This window comes from Salmonella sp. SJTUF15570 (genome assembly GCF_043357055.1).
Classification (GTDB): Bacteria; Pseudomonadota; Gammaproteobacteria; order Enterobacterales; family Enterobacteriaceae; genus Salmonella; species Salmonella enterica.
This window is the reverse complement of the sequence record NZ_JBEUKJ010000001.1, coordinates 546728-565845: the sequence shown is the minus strand read 5'-3', so window position 1 is coordinate 565845 and position 19118 is coordinate 546728. Positions and strand designations below refer to the sequence as shown.

Annotated in this window: 22 protein-coding genes and 4 pseudogenes; 20 read left to right on the top strand and 6 right to left on the bottom strand. The window is 44.7% G+C overall.

All coding sequences use genetic code 11. From position 1 onward, the window contains the following. Positions 1–3 precede the first annotated feature (3 nt). Positions 4–750, top strand: a complete 747-nt coding sequence (locus ABVN44_RS02970; RefSeq protein WP_000434062.1) for a GntR family transcriptional regulator — start codon at positions 4–6, stop codon at positions 748–750. Here the strand turns inward: ABVN44_RS02970 and ABVN44_RS02965 are convergent. Genes ABVN44_RS02965 through ABVN44_RS02955 form a run of 3 tightly spaced genes read right to left on the bottom strand, consistent with a single transcriptional unit; the run spans position 724 to position 3958 of the window. Further along, a complete protein-coding gene (locus tag ABVN44_RS02965) occupies positions 724–1689 on the bottom strand; it encodes a PfkB family carbohydrate kinase (protein ID WP_001012652.1) in 966 nt (321 codons plus the stop codon). The genes ABVN44_RS02970 and ABVN44_RS02965 overlap by 27 nt on opposite strands. After that, entirely contained in the window at positions 1686–2690 is a 1005-nt protein-coding gene (locus tag ABVN44_RS02960; RefSeq protein ID WP_000642793.1) for an ADP-ribosylglycohydrolase family protein, read from the bottom strand. Before ABVN44_RS02960 ends, ABVN44_RS02965 begins: the two co-directional genes overlap by 4 nt. Next, positions 2687–3958, bottom strand: a complete 1272-nt coding sequence (locus tag ABVN44_RS02955; RefSeq protein ID WP_000858692.1) for a nucleoside permease — start codon at positions 3956–3958, stop codon at positions 2687–2689. The genes ABVN44_RS02960 and ABVN44_RS02955 overlap by 4 nt, the downstream gene beginning before the upstream one ends. Positions 3959–4211: 253 nt before the next feature. On the opposite strand from ABVN44_RS02955, the gene fbaB reads away from it, so the two are divergent. Further along, positions 4212–5264 carry a class I fructose-bisphosphate aldolase gene (gene fbaB, locus ABVN44_RS02950; protein WP_000129590.1) on the top strand — a complete coding sequence of 351 codons (1053 nt, stop codon included), beginning with the start codon at positions 4212–4214 and terminating at the stop codon, positions 5262–5264. Positions 5265–5316: 52 nt separating this feature from the next. Here fbaB and yegS read toward each other — a convergent pair whose 3' ends face one another. Continuing rightward, positions 5317–6216 (bottom strand): lipid kinase YegS, encoded by a 900-nt coding sequence (yegS, locus tag ABVN44_RS02945; protein WP_001273393.1) that lies wholly within the window; start codon positions 6214–6216, stop codon positions 5317–5319. Positions 6217–6780: 564 nt separating this feature from the next. Between yegS and steD the strand changes: the two genes are divergently transcribed. After that, the gene (gene steD / locus ABVN44_RS02940; RefSeq protein WP_006497691.1) at positions 6781–7116 is read left to right on the top strand and encodes a type III secretion system effector SteD; all 336 of its coding nucleotides are present in this window, start codon (positions 6781–6783) and stop codon (positions 7114–7116) included. 121 nt (positions 7117–7237) lie between these two features. Next, on the top strand, positions 7238–7654 hold the full coding sequence (locus ABVN44_RS02935) for a CesT family type III secretion system chaperone (protein WP_001747580.1): 417 nt from the start codon (positions 7238–7240) through the stop codon (positions 7652–7654). A 35-nt stretch (positions 7655–7689) separates the two neighbouring features. On the opposite strand, the gene sseK2 is transcribed toward ABVN44_RS02935, so the two are convergent. Then, positions 7690–8736 carry a type III secretion system effector arginine glycosyltransferase SseK2 gene (sseK2, locus tag ABVN44_RS02930; RefSeq protein WP_077941720.1) on the bottom strand — a complete coding sequence of 349 codons (1047 nt, stop codon included), beginning with the start codon at positions 8734–8736 and terminating at the stop codon, positions 7690–7692. A 450-nt stretch (positions 8737–9186) separates the two neighbouring features. Next, positions 9187–10548, bottom strand: a complete 1362-nt coding sequence (gene yegQ / locus ABVN44_RS02925) for a tRNA 5-hydroxyuridine modification protein YegQ (RefSeq protein ID WP_001517981.1) — start codon at positions 10546–10548, stop codon at positions 9187–9189. A 163-nt stretch (positions 10549–10711) separates the two neighbouring features. On the opposite strand from yegQ, the gene ABVN44_RS02920 reads away from it, so the two are divergent. The 16 genes and pseudogenes from ABVN44_RS02920 to ABVN44_RS02845 all read left to right on the top strand — a co-directional run bounded on the left by ABVN44_RS02920 (position 10712) and on the right by ABVN44_RS02845 (position 18749). After that, complete coding sequence (locus ABVN44_RS02920; RefSeq protein WP_020437436.1) at positions 10712–11329, top strand: hypothetical protein; 618 nt, start codon at positions 10712–10714, stop codon at positions 11327–11329. Between the two features lie 24 nt (positions 11330–11353). Then, a pseudogene (locus ABVN44_RS02915) lies at positions 11354–11551 on the top strand (hypothetical protein). 433 nt (positions 11552–11984) lie between these two features. Then, positions 11985–12404 (top strand): hypothetical protein, encoded by a 420-nt coding sequence (locus ABVN44_RS02910; protein ID WP_001618914.1) that lies wholly within the window; start codon positions 11985–11987, stop codon positions 12402–12404. Between the two features lie 546 nt (positions 12405–12950). Beyond that, entirely contained in the window at positions 12951–13394 is a 444-nt protein-coding gene (locus ABVN44_RS02905) for a hypothetical protein (protein WP_023232018.1), read from the top strand. A gap of 488 nt (positions 13395–13882) precedes the next feature. Then, positions 13883–14092: an ISAs1 family transposase gene (locus ABVN44_RS02900; RefSeq protein WP_254889437.1), complete on the top strand. Its 210-nt coding sequence runs from the start codon at positions 13883–13885 to the stop codon at positions 14090–14092. A 115-nt stretch (positions 14093–14207) separates the two neighbouring features. Next, complete coding sequence (locus ABVN44_RS02895) at positions 14208–14531, top strand: hypothetical protein (RefSeq protein WP_023232016.1); 324 nt, start codon at positions 14208–14210, stop codon at positions 14529–14531. A gap of 52 nt (positions 14532–14583) precedes the next feature. After that, positions 14584–14837 (top strand): annotated as a pseudogene (locus tag ABVN44_RS02890) (RHS repeat-associated core domain-containing protein); the annotation flags it as partial. A gap of 173 nt (positions 14838–15010) precedes the next feature. Then, positions 15011–15250 carry a hypothetical protein gene (locus tag ABVN44_RS02885; protein ID WP_023232014.1) on the top strand — a complete coding sequence of 80 codons (240 nt, stop codon included), beginning with the start codon at positions 15011–15013 and terminating at the stop codon, positions 15248–15250. An 11-nt stretch (positions 15251–15261) separates the two neighbouring features. After that, positions 15262–15630 (top strand): hypothetical protein, encoded by a 369-nt coding sequence (locus ABVN44_RS02880; RefSeq protein WP_023232013.1) that lies wholly within the window; start codon positions 15262–15264, stop codon positions 15628–15630. A gap of 84 nt (positions 15631–15714) precedes the next feature. Beyond that, positions 15715–15891, top strand: a pseudogene (locus tag ABVN44_RS02875) (RHS repeat-associated core domain-containing protein); the annotation flags it as partial. A 54-nt stretch (positions 15892–15945) separates the two neighbouring features. Next, positions 15946–16401, top strand: a complete 456-nt coding sequence (locus tag ABVN44_RS02870) for a hypothetical protein (protein WP_179122116.1) — start codon at positions 15946–15948, stop codon at positions 16399–16401. Continuing rightward, positions 16401–16742, top strand: a complete 342-nt coding sequence (locus ABVN44_RS02865; RefSeq protein ID WP_023232012.1) for a hypothetical protein — start codon at positions 16401–16403, stop codon at positions 16740–16742. Before ABVN44_RS02870 ends, ABVN44_RS02865 begins: the two co-directional genes overlap by 1 nt. Before the next feature lie 57 nt (positions 16743–16799). Further along, positions 16800–17028: pseudogene (locus tag ABVN44_RS02860) on the top strand (type IV secretion protein Rhs); the annotation flags it as partial. Beyond that, positions 16979–17182 carry a polymorphic toxin type 34 domain-containing protein gene (locus ABVN44_RS02855; RefSeq protein ID WP_071786847.1) on the top strand — a complete coding sequence of 68 codons (204 nt, stop codon included), beginning with the start codon at positions 16979–16981 and terminating at the stop codon, positions 17180–17182. The pseudogene ABVN44_RS02860 and the gene ABVN44_RS02855, both read left to right, overlap by 50 nt. Positions 17183–17243: 61 nt before the next feature. Continuing rightward, the gene (locus ABVN44_RS02850) at positions 17244–18110 is read left to right on the top strand and encodes a HEAT repeat domain-containing protein (protein ID WP_023232010.1); all 867 of its coding nucleotides are present in this window, start codon (positions 17244–17246) and stop codon (positions 18108–18110) included. Between the two features lie 204 nt (positions 18111–18314). After that, on the top strand, positions 18315–18749 hold the full coding sequence (locus ABVN44_RS02845; RefSeq protein WP_001213036.1) for a sel1 repeat family protein: 435 nt from the start codon (positions 18315–18317) through the stop codon (positions 18747–18749). Positions 18750–19118 lie beyond the last annotated feature (369 nt).

Sequence of the window (19118 nt, the reverse complement as noted above, 5' to 3'; positions counted from 1 at the left end):
TAAATGGAACAAGCGCATACCCGGCTCATCGCGCAACTGAATGAACGAATTTCAGCGGCGGATAATACGCCGCTATACATGAAATTCGCCCAGACGGTAAAGGATGCCGTGCGCAGCGGTATTCTTGAGCACGGTAATATTTTGCCTGGCGAACGCGATCTCAGCCAGCTTACCGGCGTCTCGCGCATCACGGTACGAAAAGCGATGCAGGCGCTGGAAGAAGAGGGTGTTGTCACGCGCGCCCGCGGCTACGGTACGCAAATCAATAATATCTTTGAATATTCCCTGAAAGAGGCGCGGGGATTTTCTCAGCAGGTTGTCTTGCGCGGCAAAAAACCGGATACGCTATGGGTTAACAAACGCGTGGTAAGTTGTCCGGATGAGGTCGCGCAGCATCTGGCGATCCCCGCAGGCAGCGACGTCTTTTTACTCAAACGCATTCGTTATGTTGATGAGGACGCGGTATCGATTGAAGAGTCCTGGGTGCCTGCGCATCTGATTCATGATGTCGACGCGATTGGCATTTCGTTGTATGACTATTTTCGTCGCCAGCACATTTACCCTCAGCGTACCCGATCCCGCGTCAGCGCCCGGATGCCGGATGATGAGTTTCAGTCGCATATTCAAATGGATGGTAAAGTGCCGGTGCTGGTGATTAAGCAGGTGGCGCTCGATCAGCAGCAGCGGCCTATTGAATACAGCATCAGTTATTGTCGTAGCGACCTATACGTTTTTGTGTGCGAGGAGTAGCGCCTCGCGCGTGGGCGCGCAGTCGCCGCCGCGATGCCCGACCACCCAGCTCGCCACCGCATTTCCCAGCAGTACGGCATCCGCGAGCGGCCAGCCTGACGCCAGTCCTGCCAGCACGCCGCCAGCATGGCTGTCGCCCGCGCCGATGGTATCCACCACGGTTGCCGGAAACGCTGGCACAACGCCGGAAGATTGCGCGCTAAAATACCACGCTCCGTCTTTATCGTGGCGCACCACCAGCGGCGCGGAAAAGCGTTTTACCCATGCTTCGCCGAAAGTGCGCGTATCGGTCGCAAGCCCGGCGCGTTCCGCAGCGATGATGGCTTCCTGGCGGTTGAGGGAGACGATGGGCCGGCAGGCCATAATGCGCGCCATTGCGTCGTCTGTAATATCACCGATTCGTGGGCCAAAATCGATAAAAGGCGTGACATCGTCGACGGTTTCCAGCCACTGGATCAGTGGCTCGCCACAGGACGAGGCCAGTTGATAGCCGGACAGGTAGACAAGACTGCCCCGCGGTGTCCTGAGCTGCGACAGCCAGTCCGCATTCCACTGGTTTTCCACGCCGCTAAAAGACATAAACGTGCGTTCGCCATCCGGTTCGACTAACGCCAGACACCAGCCGTTATCTCCTTCAACCGCGTCAATCACGCTGGATAATCCCTCTTTTGCCAGACGGCGGCGAATCCTCTCCGCCCACACGCCCTGGCCCAGCGGCAGCGCATTGCTGGCGTCAATCCCCAGTCGTTTCAACGCCACGGCAATATTCAGCGCACAGCCGCCGACATTGACGCTCTGTTGTTGCAGTTCAATATCGCCTCCGCGACGCGGCAACGTCCAGGCGTCGGCAATGATATCGATCACTGCCGCGCCGATAACGGTGAGCGGACGGCGGGTATGCAGGGTCGGTAATAATGTCAGCAACCGTGCGCCGTTCATAGTGCCTCCCGCCGTTGACGATAACTCGCCAGCGCAACGGCATAGCGCGCAAAATCCAGCTGATTAACCTCGTCCAGCGTTTGCTTTAACTGGGGGTTAATGGCGCTTACCCCGTGCAACGCGCCGCAAATGGCGGTAGCCATCGCGCCGATAGTGTCGGTATCGCCGCCGAGGTTAGCGCACAGCACGGCACAGCGGTTAGGATCGGTATTCGCCAGTTCCACCATGGCGATAGCGCAGGGAACCGATTCAATGGTGCTGGTTCCCGCGCCGATGATCTGATAGAGCTGTTCGCTGGCAGATTCGACGCCGTCGGCGTGGCGGACAATGTTTAGCGCCAGTTCCAGACGTGCCGATAGCGAGGCGCTAAACGTGGTAATACGCGCTGTCTGCGCCTGATGGGCGACGGCGGGGAGCGAGTCGGCAATACTTTGCCACGTGTCGCCGTTAACCGCTCGCGAGACGGCCCAGGCGACAACCACGGCGCCAGCCACCGCCAGATCGGATTTATGCGTCGGGCTGGAGGCTAACGCTACTTCTGCTATAAAGGCTGTCAGGTTAGTTGGCGGCAACAGGCAGCCCAACGGCGAAACGCGCATGGCCGCGCCGTTAGTCACGCCGTTGTTTTCCAGCGCCGCGATGGGTTTGCCGTCGCGAATCGCGTTCAGCGCAATTTTTGACGTCGGGCCGAGTACATTTTTATTGAACGCATCAAAGCGTTCCGCCCAGGCGAGGATGTTACGCCCAATAATCTCGGGATCAATGTTGCCTTCGCATTCGAGTAGCGCGTCGGCCAGGCAGAGCGCCATTGCGGTATCATCCGTAAACTCCGCGCGGTTAAAATAGCAGGCGGCATTATTCTCTTTTGGCCCGGGCAGAAAGCGGTCAATCCAGCCGAAATGCGCTTTGACGCGCGTTCTCGGCCACAGCTCAGAGGGCATTCCCATCGCATCCCCTAACGCTTGCCCGTAAAGAGCACCGAGAATACGTTCTGCTTTCATTTTACTTCCCCTTGTGTCAACGCAATATCGCGATCGTCAATAGCAGTGATCTCTTTGTCCGATTCGCGAAAGAAAATCATAAACAGTAGCGCGATGACGGCAATCATCACTGCGCCAAACGTCCACATGCCCGCCCAGTTGAATGTCAGACCGTTAACCGGTTGCGGATAAGCAAACATTTTTTCCATCATCACGCCGCCGAGGCGATAGCCCAGCAGGCTGCCGAATCCCTGACAGCAGAGGGTGATAAGCCCTTGCGCAGCGGTACGCATATGAACCGGCGCTTTTTTATCGACATAAATGTAGGCGGTGACGTAGTAGAAATCGTAACTTACGCCGTGCAGCAAAATACCGAGGAACAGCAGGGCGTAAGTGAAGTACGTCTCCGCGCCGCCATAGACAAAAAAGCCGTAGCGGATCGCGGCGGTAATAAGACCAAGCAATAATACCTTTTTAATACCAAATCGCTTAGTGAAAAAGGGCAGCGCCAGCATAAAGAAGATTTCAGAGAACTGGCCGAGCGTCATCCAGCCGGTGGCGTTTTTCATTCCCACTTCTGTCAGATAGCCGTTAGCGAAGATGTAGTAGAAGGCCAGCGGCATCGCAAACAGAAAGGAACAGAAGAAGAAAACGAGAAAGTTTTTATCGCGCAGCAGAACCAGCGCATCCAGCCCCAGCATCACTTTAATATCCATCTTGCCGGTGCTTTTTGGCGGCGTGTCTGGCAGACAGAACGCAAATACGCCCAGCAACGCTGAACTTGCGGCGGTTATGAGCAGTGGAATGTTGGTGGGGGAAATATCGTTATAGCCTAACATTTGCGGCAGGAATCCACAGGCGAGGCCGGAGGCTATCCACCCAATGGTTCCCATAACGCGAATGCGTGGAAAATCGCGTTCAACGTCCGGTACGTTAGCGAAGGCAATGCTGTTTGTCAGCGCGATGGTCGGCATATAGGTCAATGAATAGGCCAGAAGCAGCGGAAAGAATCCGGCGAAGGTGGTTTGCTGCGCCGCGAAATACATCAGCACGGCGCCTGCAAACATCAGTACCGCCAGGACTTTTTGCGCTGAGAAAAAACGGTCGGTAACGGAGCCGACCAGAATCGGCGACAGGATCGCCGCAATGGCGGTACAGGCATAAGACCAGCCTATTTCACCGGCGGAAAACCCGCTTTTATTTAGCCATAGCCACAGGGGGACGAACCAGGCGCCCCAGATAAACCACTCCACGAACATCATGAACGACAGTTTAAAGGTCGTTTTCATTTTTGAATCCTTCATGACAGGTAAGGTACGCCACGACAATACCATTTAATAATACCTTTTAAATACCATTGAGCATTAATTTTGACCGATCTAACACTTTTTCGGACGTGAATCGAGTCAGCAGATAGCGCCGAAAAAATGCGCTAAAGTTGGCAAAAATGGTCGGTCAGTACCAGGCTTATTGCGACCCGCAATCTGCGGGGCAGGACTATTCACCTTCCGATACCCTATCGGAACTTACGGGAGCATAGCTATGACTGATATTGCGCAGTTGCTTGGCAAAGACGCCGACAGCCTTTTACAGCATCGTTGTATGACCATTCCTTCCGATCAGCTTTATCTACCCGGCAAGGATTACGTTGACCGGGTGATGATTGACAATAATCGTCCACCAGCCGTTCTGCGTAATATGCAGACGCTCTATAATACTGGACGCCTGGCGGGAACAGGATACCTTTCGATACTGCCCGTCGATCAGGGAGTGGAGCACTCCGCCGGCGCCTCTTTTGCGGCCAACCCGCGCTACTTTGACCCAAAAAACATTGTTGAATTGGCGATTGAGGCCGGCTGTAACTGCGTGGCCTCTACCTACGGCGTACTGGCCTCGGTTTCACGGCGCTATGCGCACCGTATTCCGTTTTTGGTCAAACTGAATCACAACGAAACATTGAGCTATCCGACAGAGTACGATCAGACCCTGTACGCCAGCGTTGAGCAGGCGTTCAATATGGGCGCCGTGGCGGTAGGCGCGACGATCTATTTCGGTTCGGAACAGTCTCGTCGCCAGATTGAAGAGATCTCCGCCGCTTTTGAGCGTGCGCATGAGCTGGGTATGGTGACCGTATTGTGGGCTTACCTGCGTAATTCTTCCTTTAAAAAAGACGGCGTTGATTACCATGTATCCGCTGACCTGACGGGGCAAGCCAACCATCTGGCCGCTACGATTGGCGCGGATATTGTGAAACAGAAAATGGCCGAGAATAATGGCGGTTATAAAGCGGTCAACTTCGGCTATACCGACGATCGCGTGTACAGCAAACTGACCAGCGATAACCCGATTGATTTGGTACGTTACCAGTTGGCGAACTGCTATATGGGACGCGCCGGGCTTATCAACTCCGGCGGCGCGGACGGCGGCGACACTGATCTCGGCGACGCGGTTCGTACCGCGGTGATCAACAAACGAGCCGGTGGAATGGGGCTAATTCTGGGACGTAAAGCCTTTAAGAAATCGATGGCTGATGGCGTGAAGTTGATTAACGCCGTACAAGATGTCTATCTGGATAGCAAAGTCACCATCGCCTGAGTTCAACGAAGAAAAGCCGGATGTGAGCGCATCCGGCCAGCGACTGGTGTTATTAACGTAGCAACGGGCAGTCTGGCGGCAGCCGACAGCGTAATGCGCCAGGCAGCACCTCAATATGAAATTCTTGCCCGCTGAGTGGTTCGCCATCCAGATTGAACGTGATTTCATGCGGTGCATGAATATCAAACCACGCTGAGGCGCCGTCAATAATATTCGGATTGTCATCTGACTGCGTGAGTGTGGAAAACAGCGCCGGCAGCAGTTCTTCGCCGGTAAAAATCCGTAGCTGTAACAGCCCGTCGTTAATCAGCGCGGTGGGACATAATTGCTGCCCGCCGCCAGCCTGACGACCGTTGCCGATGCCGATCACCAGCGCATCTCCCTGCCAGTGAAAGTTTTCGCCACGTATTTCGCAGCGGTCAGGGGTCAGCGTATCCATTCTCATCAGACCGTGAATAAGATAGGAGACGCCGCCCAACGCGGCTTTAAGTTTTTCCGGCGTTTCGGTGGTAATGCGGGTGCCAAAACCGCCCGTCGCCATATTGATAAAACAGGTTTTATCATTGACCCTGGCCATATCAATTTCCATCGCGTTTCCGGCAATCGCCAGTTTCAGCGCTTTGTCCAGCGCTTCAGGAATACCGGCGCTGGTGGCAAAATCGTTGGCAGTGCCGAGCGGCAAAAGGCCCAGTGCAGGGGCTACGCCGTCGCGGATCTGGATGAGCGCGGTCGACACTTCATTAATGGTACCGTCTCCGCCGCCGGCAATCACCGTTTCAACGCCCAGTCTACGGGCTTCATCAACGTAACGCTGCGCGTCGCCTTTTTCCCAGGTTACCCGAACGTGAATCTGTATGCCTTCGTCGCGAAGTAGAGTAATGGCCTCACGTAGCGGCTGGTTATCAGCGCTTTTGCCATTGAGGATCAGTAAGCTGGCGGGAAAGTTAGCCATCCGTTATGCCTTAATAGGTTGAACAACAATCTCCAGAAAGTGTATAGCAGAAATGAAAAAGCGAGGTCAGAACAGGATGAAAATTGAAATGTTGCGCACTTATTGCTTTACCGTTTTTCTTCCTGCTGTACGCAGCGGTAAGCGAAGCATGGTTTAAGGCAAATGGCGACAAGAGAGATGCCGGTATGCGCATTGAGTAGCGCTTGTAAGAGTGCAAGGAAACCACAAGGGGTAGTCAGACGCTTTCCGATATAGCGCCTTTAATAATGAAACGGAGAATTAACAAGACGAACATACGTCAGTTATCAGTATTAATTTCAAACTTCATAATATCAGATAAAAACCTGATATTTATTACCAAACATACTTTTTAATAGCATAAAATCGAAATGTTCTTTAGACTGCTTTGGCAGGAACAAGGCGCACTATTAGCAGTACACTATTCTTGTTATCAAATAAAACCTATTTAGATGATGACTTAGCACGGTGTCTTATAGTCGTACCGTTGCCTGAGGTATCGCTTTTCTCATAAACATAAACAGGCATGTGCATGAAGAGGTTTATATGAATGTTACTTCAGGCGTGAATGCGCAAACGCCATTGCTCTCCCCTTCTGAACGGTGTAATGAAGAAATTCCGGCAGCTGAAATCGTTGAGTTTAACGCTCACGGCAATAAACCCAGATGTTTAATATGCGTGGGAACCACGGCATTGTTTACAGGTATTTTCAGTGGGGTATGCTCAGGGGCTGTCGCCAGTGTCAGTAGTGGTGCTGCATATACTACCGCTCTGACGGTTTTAGGCGCATCGTTTGGCATGGGGGGAATTGGTATGATGGGAATATGCGCCGGACTATACCTTAGCGCAAATGGCGTCAGAACCCGGCCAGCCTGGCCATAAATGAGCAAACACAGCAAGTCATAGGGAAAAGACGAATTCTGACGATGACACGGGGTGTTAAGCGTCCAGACCAGAGGCTTATGACTTATATAGAAACGCTTTAAATAGAGTATGGGGTGTTATGTATTCAAGAGCCGATCGCTTATTAAGACAGTTTTCACTAAAATTAAATGCTGATTCAATTGCCTTTGACGAAAACAGATTATGCTCATTTATTATAGATAACCGTTACCGTATCTTACTAACAAGCACTAACAGCGAGTATATAATGATATACGGTTTTTGCGGAAGACCTCCGGATAATAATAATCTTGCTTTTGAATTTCTCAATGCTAATTTATGGTTTGCAGAGAATAATGGACCACATTTGTGTTATGATAATAACTCACAATCATTATTACTGGCTCTCAACTTCTCACTCAATGAAGGTTCTGTAGAGAAACTTGAATGTGAAATTGAGGTAGTTATTAGATCAATGGAGAATCTGTATCACATTTTACAGGATAAAGGAATAACTCTGGATACCGATTATACGTGACGGTGGTAAGGGCGAGTAAAACAAGGCTATCATGATTACCTCCAAGAACTGGCAGTTAAACTGCTTGTGTTCATAATGATATTTTCGTGTTTAAATTCAATGAAATCGCAAAATGCGTCATAATCTTGTATATGAGAACCGTCAAAATAATGCCTCAACCCTTTACTGAGCCAGTCATTATAGGGATCGCCATAAGGTTTACTGTGCATAATTTCGAGTCCTTTTATTAATGCTGGATGCTCGCTGCGGTTAACAGCAATAATTCCATTTTCAAGGCTAACATGATTATCTTTACGACTTACATGGATAGCGATACCATCAGGTAAATACAACGTGCCGAGTTTATCAGTAAGTAACATATCTGCATCAAGATATATGCAACCGCCGCCTGGTTGCAGATGATGACAACCAGGTTTACCAGCTTCCAGAAAAACATCGCTTCCTTTTAGCAGGAAAAGATTTCTGTAGAAGTCAAACCATAAGTGACCTTTTTCTTTATTATGAGATGAAATAAGCGTTTCCTCCGGATTGTTTTTCAAGACATCTTCCAGGTTTTTTTTTACCCCGTTAAGCAAGACCTCATCTCGTTCACTTGCTGACTGAGCTTCCAGTTTGGTGATGTTTTCTAAATAAATCGTCGTTAACTTTTTATCATACATGCTATAATTAATGTCAGAATTGTAAATAACCTTTATGTTTCTATAATTTTGTTCCAATTTTCCCAATGCTTTTCTTTGTCCCTTGCTAAAATCGCCATCAACGAAAATACCGATAATTCTTTCTTTTTCTATTATAGCAGCATTGATAATATTATTAAGATAAGGGTTTTTCTGCGTATTGATAATGGGAATTTCGTTTTGACCAAATCTATCTGGATTGCGTTCAAACCACTGAAAAACGAGCGGCGTTTGGTGATCGAGTGGTAATAGAGGATAATCAACCCCAGCAAAACTTACATGGCCTGATGAAGGTGGACTGAGCGTAGGTGCGATGGTTTGAGTATTACTTTGACACGAAATCAAACCTCTAATCCGGGAAAACATTATTTTAATCCTTGTAAAAGCGGCATTAAAACGTGCCATATTTTTACACGCTTAAATTATCAGTTTTTAACCTTAATTTAATAACCTGGAAACTTTTTGTGTAAGTTCTCACAAAGCAGTTGTTGATTTAATTCACTGATATTAAACGTAAACGTCAGAATGCTAAGTCCTTAGTCTGACCGGATGCGGGGAGGATTGTGACTTGCTGGCTGGCCATGAATAGGGGAGGTCTGTAAACCTAAGCGCCCATTTGCGCTTTGGTTAGTGTGGTCAATTTTGGATGTGGCGGAAAGTACCACTTTTTTATTGATTATACGCAAAAAATAAGCCTGCGTAAGGGAGATTACGCAGGCCAAGGAGGTGGTTCCTGGTACAGCTAGCATTTATGGGTTATGTTTTTCAGCGCGTTGAATAATACCCGCATTGAGCGAAGCGGTATGTGATCAATTTCTAAGAATCTTCCCGCCATGAAAAAATAACCGCAATTAACTACTTAGCATGGGGGTTACGCGTTGATTCGCCTGAGAAATTACGCATCAATAGTGCGTAATCCAGTGTAACGTCCTGCGGGACGGGCATCCAGACGGTATAGCCATCGCCAGGTGCCACCGGCATAGCGTCGCCTTTGGCGTTCTCCATCTGTTCCAGGGTGAAATTGATATTTCCCTGCGGTGTCATCAGCTCCAGACTATCGCCAACGGAGAATTTATTCTTCACCGCCACGGCCGCCAGTTGGCCTTTACGCTCACCGGTGAACTCGCCGACAAATTGCTGGCGTTCGGAAACGGAGTACCCGTACTCGTAATTCTGGTAATCGTCGTGCGTATGGCGACGCAGGAAACCTTCGGTATAGCCGCGATGAGCCAGACCTTCCAGCGTTTCCAGCAGCGTAGGGTCGAAGGGTTTACCCGCGGCGGCGTCGTCGATGGCCTTACGGTAGACCTGGGCGGTACGGGCGCAGTAATAAAAGGATTTGGTGCGGCCTTCGATTTTCAGCGAGTGGACGCCCATTTTCGTCAGGCGCTCCACGTGGGCGATAGCGCGCAAATCTTTTGAGTTCATGATATAGGTGCCATGCTCGTCTTCGAACGCGGTCATGTATTCGCCCGGTCTTTGGGCCTCTTCTATCATAAACACTTTATCCGTCGGCGCGCCGATACCGAGCGTCGGCTCAACGTTCTGTACCGGAATCGGTTCATGCTTATGCACGATGTTGCCGACAACGTCTTCTTTTCCTTCCTGCACGTTATATTCCCAACGGCAGGCATTGGTGCAGGTGCCCTGATTCGGATCGCGTTTATTGATGTAGCCGGAAAGCAGGCAGCGGCCGGAATAGGCCATGCATAGCGCGCCGTGGACGAAAATTTCTATTTCCATATCCGGCACCTGCTGGCGAATTTCCTCAATCTCTTCCAGTGACAGCTCGCGGGAGAGAATCACACGGGTCAGCCCCATCTGCTGCCAGAATTTTACCGTCGCCCAGTTTACGGCATTAGCCTGTACCGACAGGTGAATCGGCATTGCCGGGAAGTGCTCGCGTACCAGCATAATCAACCCTGGATCGGACATGATCAGCGCATCCGGGCCCATCTCGACGACGGGTTTCAGGTCACGGATAAAGGTTTTGAGCTTGGCGTTATGCGGGGCGATGTTCACCACCACGTAGAATTTTTTTCCGAGCGCGTGGGCTTCGTTGATGCCAAGCTGCAAATTTTCGTGATTGAATTCGTTATTACGCACGCGTAAAGAGTAGCGCGGTTGGCCCGCATAGACGGCATCGGCACCGTAAGCGAAAGCGTAACGCATATTTTTCAGCGTTCCCGCCGGCGAAAGGAGTTCTGGTTTAAACATCATTTTCTCGTTCTGATGACAGGTCAGATCCGCCTCACCTGATGAGGCGGCTTGAGGAGAGTCCTCACTTTAAGGGCGGGCATTGTACGCTTACGGACAGGCCGAGTAAATATTGCGAGAGTATATTGGCGCTAATAGAACACCGGATGTTAATGGAGAGCCAATGATGAAAATGAGCCGCACGGCCATCGCGTTGAGTCTGCTGGGAATGGCCGCGCATCCCGTTTGTGCCGCTCCGTCGTTTGAAGAGACGGCAAGACAGGTGATTATCGCTTTTCAGCAGCGAGACAACGCGAAAATTAATGCCCTGATTGATAAAAAAGTCGGGATGTATGTGCTGTACCGAATTGGGGCTGGGTTTGATTATAAGTGGATGAAAAAATTTGATATTAATAAACCGATACCTGACTTTAACTACCTGTTAGGGCAGGTAGGTTGGTTTTCAGAGCATATTCCTGTGGATAACGAATTTGATCACCACACGGAGGCTGAGTACGTTTGTGAAAAGGGATGGGATCACGCCGGTTTTTTTGTCAGCTATACCGGTACTAATAATGCGCTGCTGACGTTTAGCATGGTGAATGGAGCGGATAGTGGGGATCAGGCGTCGGATACCCGTATAGCAAACGCCAGGCGGCTTGAGCTGCAATCAGAGCGAGTGGTGGCAGTGCCGAAAAAATGGGGTGATGGTTTGATTTTTCATCTGAGCGAACTTCATGGCTTGGGCAAAGGGTGGAGTTTAACGCTGCTGGATTTGGTCACGGAAGATTGTAGTGCGTGAGGCATATATGTTTAATCAGGGTAAATAGCTGCTTATTTATATCTTTCTGCTATCAGGATGTTATGACACTGCCCCCAATATTCAGGATTTAAATAAAGCATTTCTTGAATATTAAACTAATTCACTAAAAATAAACTTGAAATTACCTCGGCAACATGCATTAAAGAAAATACTAAAGGTCATTTGACTTATTATAGCGTCAGTGATTACGTCTTTAACTAATTTGGCTCACGTTATGTATCCACTATGGGGAATCTTTATATATTCCGAAAAAAAACACAATAATATTCTTAATGCAGATAAGAGAGTAATCTTAGGGTGTGCAGGTTTGTAAACCAGGGTATGGCGGTAGCGTTATTTTTTAACGAGATATCATCAGATGTAGAATTAACGATCGCAGACGATACTCAGTACTAAGAGGAAATCAGGTTGAAGTTGAACAGAAAATGATAATTACGTATTGATAAGATGGAATCCATTGAATCTACTTATTAGTAGATTTTATTATGAAAATATATTTTTCTTGATATTTTTTACGCATTGCGCAATAGCAAATCCTTGCCGCCTTGATGCAACTTGAGTGATTTTGTGTATAGTGTGACAATGCTGAATACTGAATTGATACCTTCTACATATTAAATCAGGGGTTAGTGGTATGAGCGATTTTATAAAATATCTATTTATTTTTCCTTGCTTATGGTGCGCAAATTCTTTTGCGATTACTCAAACTCAATGGGATGGTAACTTTAGAGTCGAGGAACTTGGTGAGCAGTTAAATGATGGGAGTCAGGTTTTTTTACAATATAATTTAAAGATAGATAGTAAAAATAATCGTGCTTCTTTATCCATGACAACCTGGCATGCGGGGATAACATGCATTGGTGACTACTCTTTAAAAATCAATTCTGATGTTTTGGCATTATACTATAACGGCGACGAGGAAAATGCATGTCCATATCCATCACCGCAATTTGAGATAAGCAATAAAGGAAAAGCATATTATATAAAAGGAAAAATGTTTTCATATTCTCAGCCTGGTAAGTGGTTGCCACTCAAACGTATCACACTAAAATAATTCTATATTTCATAAATTATGATGATGAAGTTGACGATGGTATTAAATATTAATTGAATATGTCGTGAACATATTTTTGTTATATGTTTTCAATGTGTATGACAAGAAAATTCGCATGAAAACATTATATGAGATGGTTTGAAAGATGAATGAAGTTTACATAAAAGCAAGGCCATTCTGAAACGAATTTGTCAAATTCACTGAATTATATATCAATAATTCCTGACTATCGACAACAATGTAAAATCGATTACAAACTCACGGATTTGTAGTAATTAGGCAAAGAACAAGTCAGGTAAAAGTTTCTCATTATTTAATCAAAAAGCAAGTGCAAACTGTTATTTTGGATTTGTACTTCTTCATAGAAGCGTTGGATAATATTGACGTCAAACATATTCTGCTTTTTTACTAAACTGAGCAAGGTAACTTTAATATTATAATTGCAATGATACAAAATTACATCAATATATAATGAGGAAAACTATATGCCCGCCGCCGCTCGACTAAACGACAAAGGTATGCGTTCGACCTGGATAGAGTGTTAATATGAAAGCGAATAATGTGATTATTTTTGTGATTCTATTTTTATCCTGTGTGAGTTATTGTTTTGCTGATATGAAGATATTAAAAATAAATCAGTCCCATTATATGAGTCCTTATAATAAAGAGCCTGGGGATAGAAACTTATGCAATAAATGGGTTTTAAATGCAAGTCAGATAGAAAAAATATTTTCGTTAAGTGATAAATATAAGGAAATGAGTGATACCATGACTGGATTTTGGCTCTGGTTTCCTTGTGAAATAACGGGTGAGTTGATTTATAATAAGAAAAATTGGCATTTTTCTATTAATGCCGCCGCCACGGCAGAATGGTCCGATGGTAAGGAAACGATATACTGGGGGTGTTCCAGGGAAAAATGTGATGACATGTTTATACTTCCATATCCAGGCCGGAGTTATATAGGTGGTGGTGGCAAATTGATTTGGTGACGAGGTAGATCTTCATCCTGGTTTTAGCCTTTTAAAATGAATTAAATTTAACCTTCAGCATCATGACGAGAGTATGAGAGTATATTTTTGCATACGCCTGTATAAAGAATAAAATAACCAGGAATCGTATATTTAGCACGTTAAATACAACTTTTTAAATACAAGTCAGTGCTGGATTTTACAGATTAATGTTGCGTTATTACTAAATTCATAAATTAATGTTTGAGTTATGGTTGTTATGATCTTTCCCTGATAGAACAGTGCCTTCAGGCAGAGGTGGCATACCATCAACAAAAATAATGTTCATTTTTATGGGCGTAGGGGATTCACCCTTATTTAAAGATTACAAAGAGATATATTTCTGATTGAATGTTAAGTAACATGTGACTCATATTGTCAGTGATGTTCCGGATGAGCTAATTTCTTTTACATTTGAATGGAAGGGTTAAAAAAACTATGCGTGGCGGTATCTTTTCGTTCAGAGAAACATAGTGGAAAGAAAGAACCGGAAATGTTGGGTGAGATATTATATAAGTTCAGCGGATTTAACAGCAGAAAAATTTGCTAATGCGATGAGAAGTCATTGGGATGTGGAAAATAAATTGCACTGGCGTTTGGATGTAGCGATGAACGAGGATGATTGCAGAATAAGAAGGGGAAATGTCAAGAGTTTTTTTGAAATAATAAAAATCGAGTGAATATGAAATTTGGGGATGTGAGATAATGAGATGGATAAGAATAAATATACTTAAATGTACGTTAGTATTTTGCCTGGCTTGTGGTTTTTCATTTGCAAAAACACCATGTACTAATATGTCTGATAAATTGAGTGCTGCACAAAGAGATTTTTTGCAAAATAATATCAAAAGGCAACTAAAAACAGAACGATTAAATATACTCGAATTTTTTAAAGAGCAAAATAGTTCAATCGTCTATATAGAAACATATGGTGCCGATGAGGCGTTTATTTTTTATTCTGGAGATGAGTTTAAGGATGATTTTATCACAATATGGAGTGGTGCGGCTGAAATATCAGAGGAAAAAAATATAGAAAAATGGGTAAAAGATCATGTTCCATATATTCCAGATAGGTTGGCTCGATGTTTCGCATGGTACACAATCTATAGGCATGACTGATCTGATATTTAAGATAAATTTGTCGACGTAAGATAAATTTGTCGACGTGCGGAAATATGGTGAGTGGGGAAACCTGTCGGGTGAGGAAAACCCGGCGCACCTGGAGCAGGTGATACGGCTGCCGGGTCAGCAATACGATGAGGAGTCGGGGCTGTATTATAACCGGCACCGTTATTACAATCCGGGGCAGGGAAGGTACATCACGCAGGATCCGATTGGGCTGATGGGAGGATGGGAGGATGGAACCTGTACCAGTATCCACTAAATCCGATTAGCAGAAGTGACCCTTTGGGGCTGGTTAACCTTGGACAAGGTATCCCTGGGGCTAATGGTCCTACTTCGGTACATGCGAACCCTGGCCCAGAGGCCACAGATTTCGGCCTGACCATGCTCCAGATCATATTCACTTAGCGAAAAATGATGGTCCTCGTGTAAGTACCGATACATGGAAACCTCTTTCTGAAGCAGATTCAACTAAAATGACAAAGGAACAAAGCTCATTTTGTAGAAAACTATCTGATGCAAGTAAGAAAATTCTATCTGCCAGGCAGAAGATGATTTTTAAATTTGGTAAGTTATTGAGTGCTGACCTTTTACTATTACAATATATATCAATGGGGGCTGCTCGAGAAGGGTGTTTGCGTGGGGATGTGTCGATGTGTGAGATATTCGAAAGGTTAGGTGGAGAAATTCAATATACTGGTGCGGATCCTGTTTAATAAGGTGGTTTATGAACAAAATAGTGTTTATAACATTAATGTCTTTTCCAATGGAGTGGTTAGACCTTGATATGTATCCTGATTTATTGTTTTTAAAACAACTTAATGGATATGAGGTTGGTCATGAGGATAGTTCGGAACATGATCGGAATGGCGCGTTTCATTGGTGGTTAAAGAAGAAACCATCTAAAGATGAATTGATGAAATTAGTTAGGTTGGCACTTATTGATCCCGACCAATTTTTATCGGAAGATATCATTCGATATATAAAAAAGTCATCACACTTTGATCGTGATGTCGATGCTCTTATCGAAAACTTACGTGATGAAAAAACGCAGCAAACGAGGAGAGCCAGTAGAGGCTTGCATCGTGAGCAGTAGGTAAAAACCTATATTATCGTGGTTATTAGAGACTATCGCAGATGTTAATCGGCGTTAATAGAAGTATTGTATAAGTTAGTAGCGTTTAATGAATGGGAAAACCTGTCGGGTGAGGAAAACCCTGAGCACCTGGAGCAGGTGATACGGCTGCCGGAGCAGCAATACGATGAGGAGTCGGGACTGTATTACAACCGGTACCGTTATTACAATCCGGAACAGGGAATATATATCACGCAGGATCCTATTGGATTAGCCGGGGGATGAAACCTTTATAAATATCCGCTGAATCCGGTCACAGATATAGATCCATTAGGATTGGAAACACTAAAATGTACTAAACCATTGCATTCACTAGGAGGTACGAGTGAAAAAAGTGGCCCTGATATATGGGGTAATCCTTTATATCATCAATATCTTTGTGTTCCTGACGGGGAAAATGGATATGTTTGTGGTGGTCAGGATCAACGAGGAGAATGGCCAACTGATGGAAGGTTAGGACCAGGAAAAGCGAGCAACGATACGAGAGAAGGTGCTAGCCGGTGCGAATCGGTCGAACCAGATAATGATTGTATTGAAAGCTGCCTAAAAGAAAAAGTTAAAGGAGCAAGGCCTTTTTATACCGTATTACCCGACTGGATGTTTCCGATGAAATTTGGATTGGTCAATAATTGTCAGGATTGGTCTAATGATACTTTAAAAACATGTCAGATGAAATGTTCCGGGAATAATGCAGGACGGCTTATGAGATTTATTTTAACTGGAGTGTTATAATGAAACACTTTATTAGAAGTATAAAAATGATCTGGATAACAATGTCAATCTCTATATTATGTGTTTCTTTACTTAGACTTTCTCAGTTAGATTCAAATTATGATATAAGTGAACTGAATAGTATTATGATGTATGGGATGGTAATAATATCATTTCCGACAGGAATAATATTTGCTATTGTTTTGTTTTTATTTTTATTGTCTTTTGGTTTTATTTTTACAACCATTCACAGTGAATATGTTTTGACAGTGGCAATATGGGGGTGGTTTTTATCTGGTGGATATGTTCAATGGTTTTTTTTGGTGGGGAAAATGATAAAAAACGAGGAGTATCACAAGTGATAAATACGTACATACCTTATTCCTCACATCAAATTAAATAATAAAAGGAATTGAGTGATGAGCGGAAAACCAGCGGCGCGCCAGAATGATATGACAGCAGAAGGTGGCCCGATAGTCCAGGGGCTGCGGGGGGGGCTGATAGGCGCGCCGACAGGCGTGGCGTGCTCGGTGTGTCCGGGCGGAATGACGTCCGGCGAGGCCGGTAAACCCGCTGCCGGGGGCGAAGGTGCTGCCGGGTGAGACCGACTTCACGCCGCCCGGCCCGCTGCCGTTCATACTCACCCGCGCCTAATCAAGCTAACACAGGAATACAGAAGCTGGTTGATTCATTAATAAGTGAGCGAGGGCAAAGTACAGGTAAGAAACCTGGCCGATGTGAGATGCTCGAAGAGTTAATTGCAGATGGTAGATTTACTGCACTGGAGACAAGTACACCATGAAGGCATGGGGATGCAAACATACACGGCAATCCAAAGATAAAATTACCAAGTGATAATCGTTATGAAAGTTATTGAAAAATACAAACAAAAAAAAGAAAGAAGAGAGATTTTTCTATATGAAAAGTATAAAAACTACACAATAGAACAACTCACTCCTATTTTGTATGATAATGACCCCTTAAAAAGAAATGCTGCTATATTTTGCCTGCAAATATTAAGTGGAGACGATGTTTTTAATTTATCCATGAATCTTTGTCATTCCAGGGATAACTATAAAAAGAAAATTGGAGTTACTATTTTAAGTCAAATGACCATGTCATATGAGAAACTGCGAAAATCTTTTTGTTTTTTAAAAAACATGTTCCAACTCAATAAATCAGTCTTGATAAGAGCCTCTATTATCAATGCGTTAGGGTATTTTTGTAAAAAAGACAAACATTTCGAAAAGGAATTTATTAATTTATGCACTAAAGTAATTCATGATAAATCGGCAAATGTTCGATGTGCAATTGCAGCAGCACTATCAAATATTAATGATAACTCGACAATACCTTTATTGCTATGTTTACTTCGTGATAATAATAGCGACGTGAAGAATTGGGCTGCATTTTCTATAAATTTCAATCAATATGACACCGAGGATATCAGAGAGGAGTTTGTGGGGATGTTATTGGATACGAATGATGATATAAGAATTGAGGTTATATCAGGTCTGGCAGAGAGAAAGGATGAACGTGTTCTGGAAACCATAATTAAAGAACTTAAGAAAGATGTGATTTTTGATGAAATTATTATTGCAGCCGGGAATGCCGGGAGTAAAGAATTACTTCCTATTCTAAATGAACTATTAAATGAATTTAGAGATGAGCGTATTATAGACAAAATTAATGAATCGATAAAAAAAATAAAAGAAAATGTTTGTGAATAATAGTCTATTTGTGCTACTGCTAATGAGATATAAAATTATCTGGTGTCGAGATTACAACTGATGTCGATGGTATGATTTTCTGCAAAGGAGGAATATCATACAGGACCCGATAGGGCTTATGGAGGGATTAAACCCGTATCAACGACCACTAGAACGCTTCAGAAACCAGGAGATATAAAATAAATTTATATGATGAGGAAATAAATGCGATTTGTTATTGTATTTATAATGTTAATAGTATCATTTTACACATTTGGTGGCAAAATGACTAAGTCTAAAGACGGTAATAAATGGAGGTCGGAATCCACTTCCACCATCTATAATCTAACGGATGAGCAAAAATTCGAGCTTGAAAACAAATCGAAAGATGGAGACTCGGAAGCATCATTTCGATTATATCAATATTATTGCTTCACCATAAATAACATTGACGAACAATTAAGGTATTTGGAGATATCTGCATCTCAAGGAAATATCATAGCTCAATATAATTATGGTATTTATTTATCCAATACAAACCCTGACTTTTCAAAGTATTATGATTTGAACAAAGCTATTTATTGGATGGGATTGGCTTCAAAAAATGGTGATATAGGTGCTCAAAACAAGCTACAAGAACTGAAAAAATTAAAGAATTAGCTATGATTTAAATATTTTTTATTATCAATGAATTGTGTAAATTTTAGTCAAGAGGGACGGACTGACGCCGGAGCAGATGACGGGGCAACTGGAGCCACACCATGAGCCGGAGAGAAAACTCCACCTTTGCCACTGTGACCATATTCTGATGGAAAAGTAGAGCCTTGGGGGGGAGGGTATGTTGGTCCAAACAAGAAATGGATACAACTCAACCAGGGTCAATTTGGCCGGGATCTTAAAAAAATGCATTGAACTAAAACGGGTCTATTTGCAGAAGCACTGCGGATGCTGTGCTTTATGAATTGTCTACTGGTGAGAAGGTCGGCGACAGAGAATATATTGAAAGATTTACAGCGAGCTTTAAGGGGA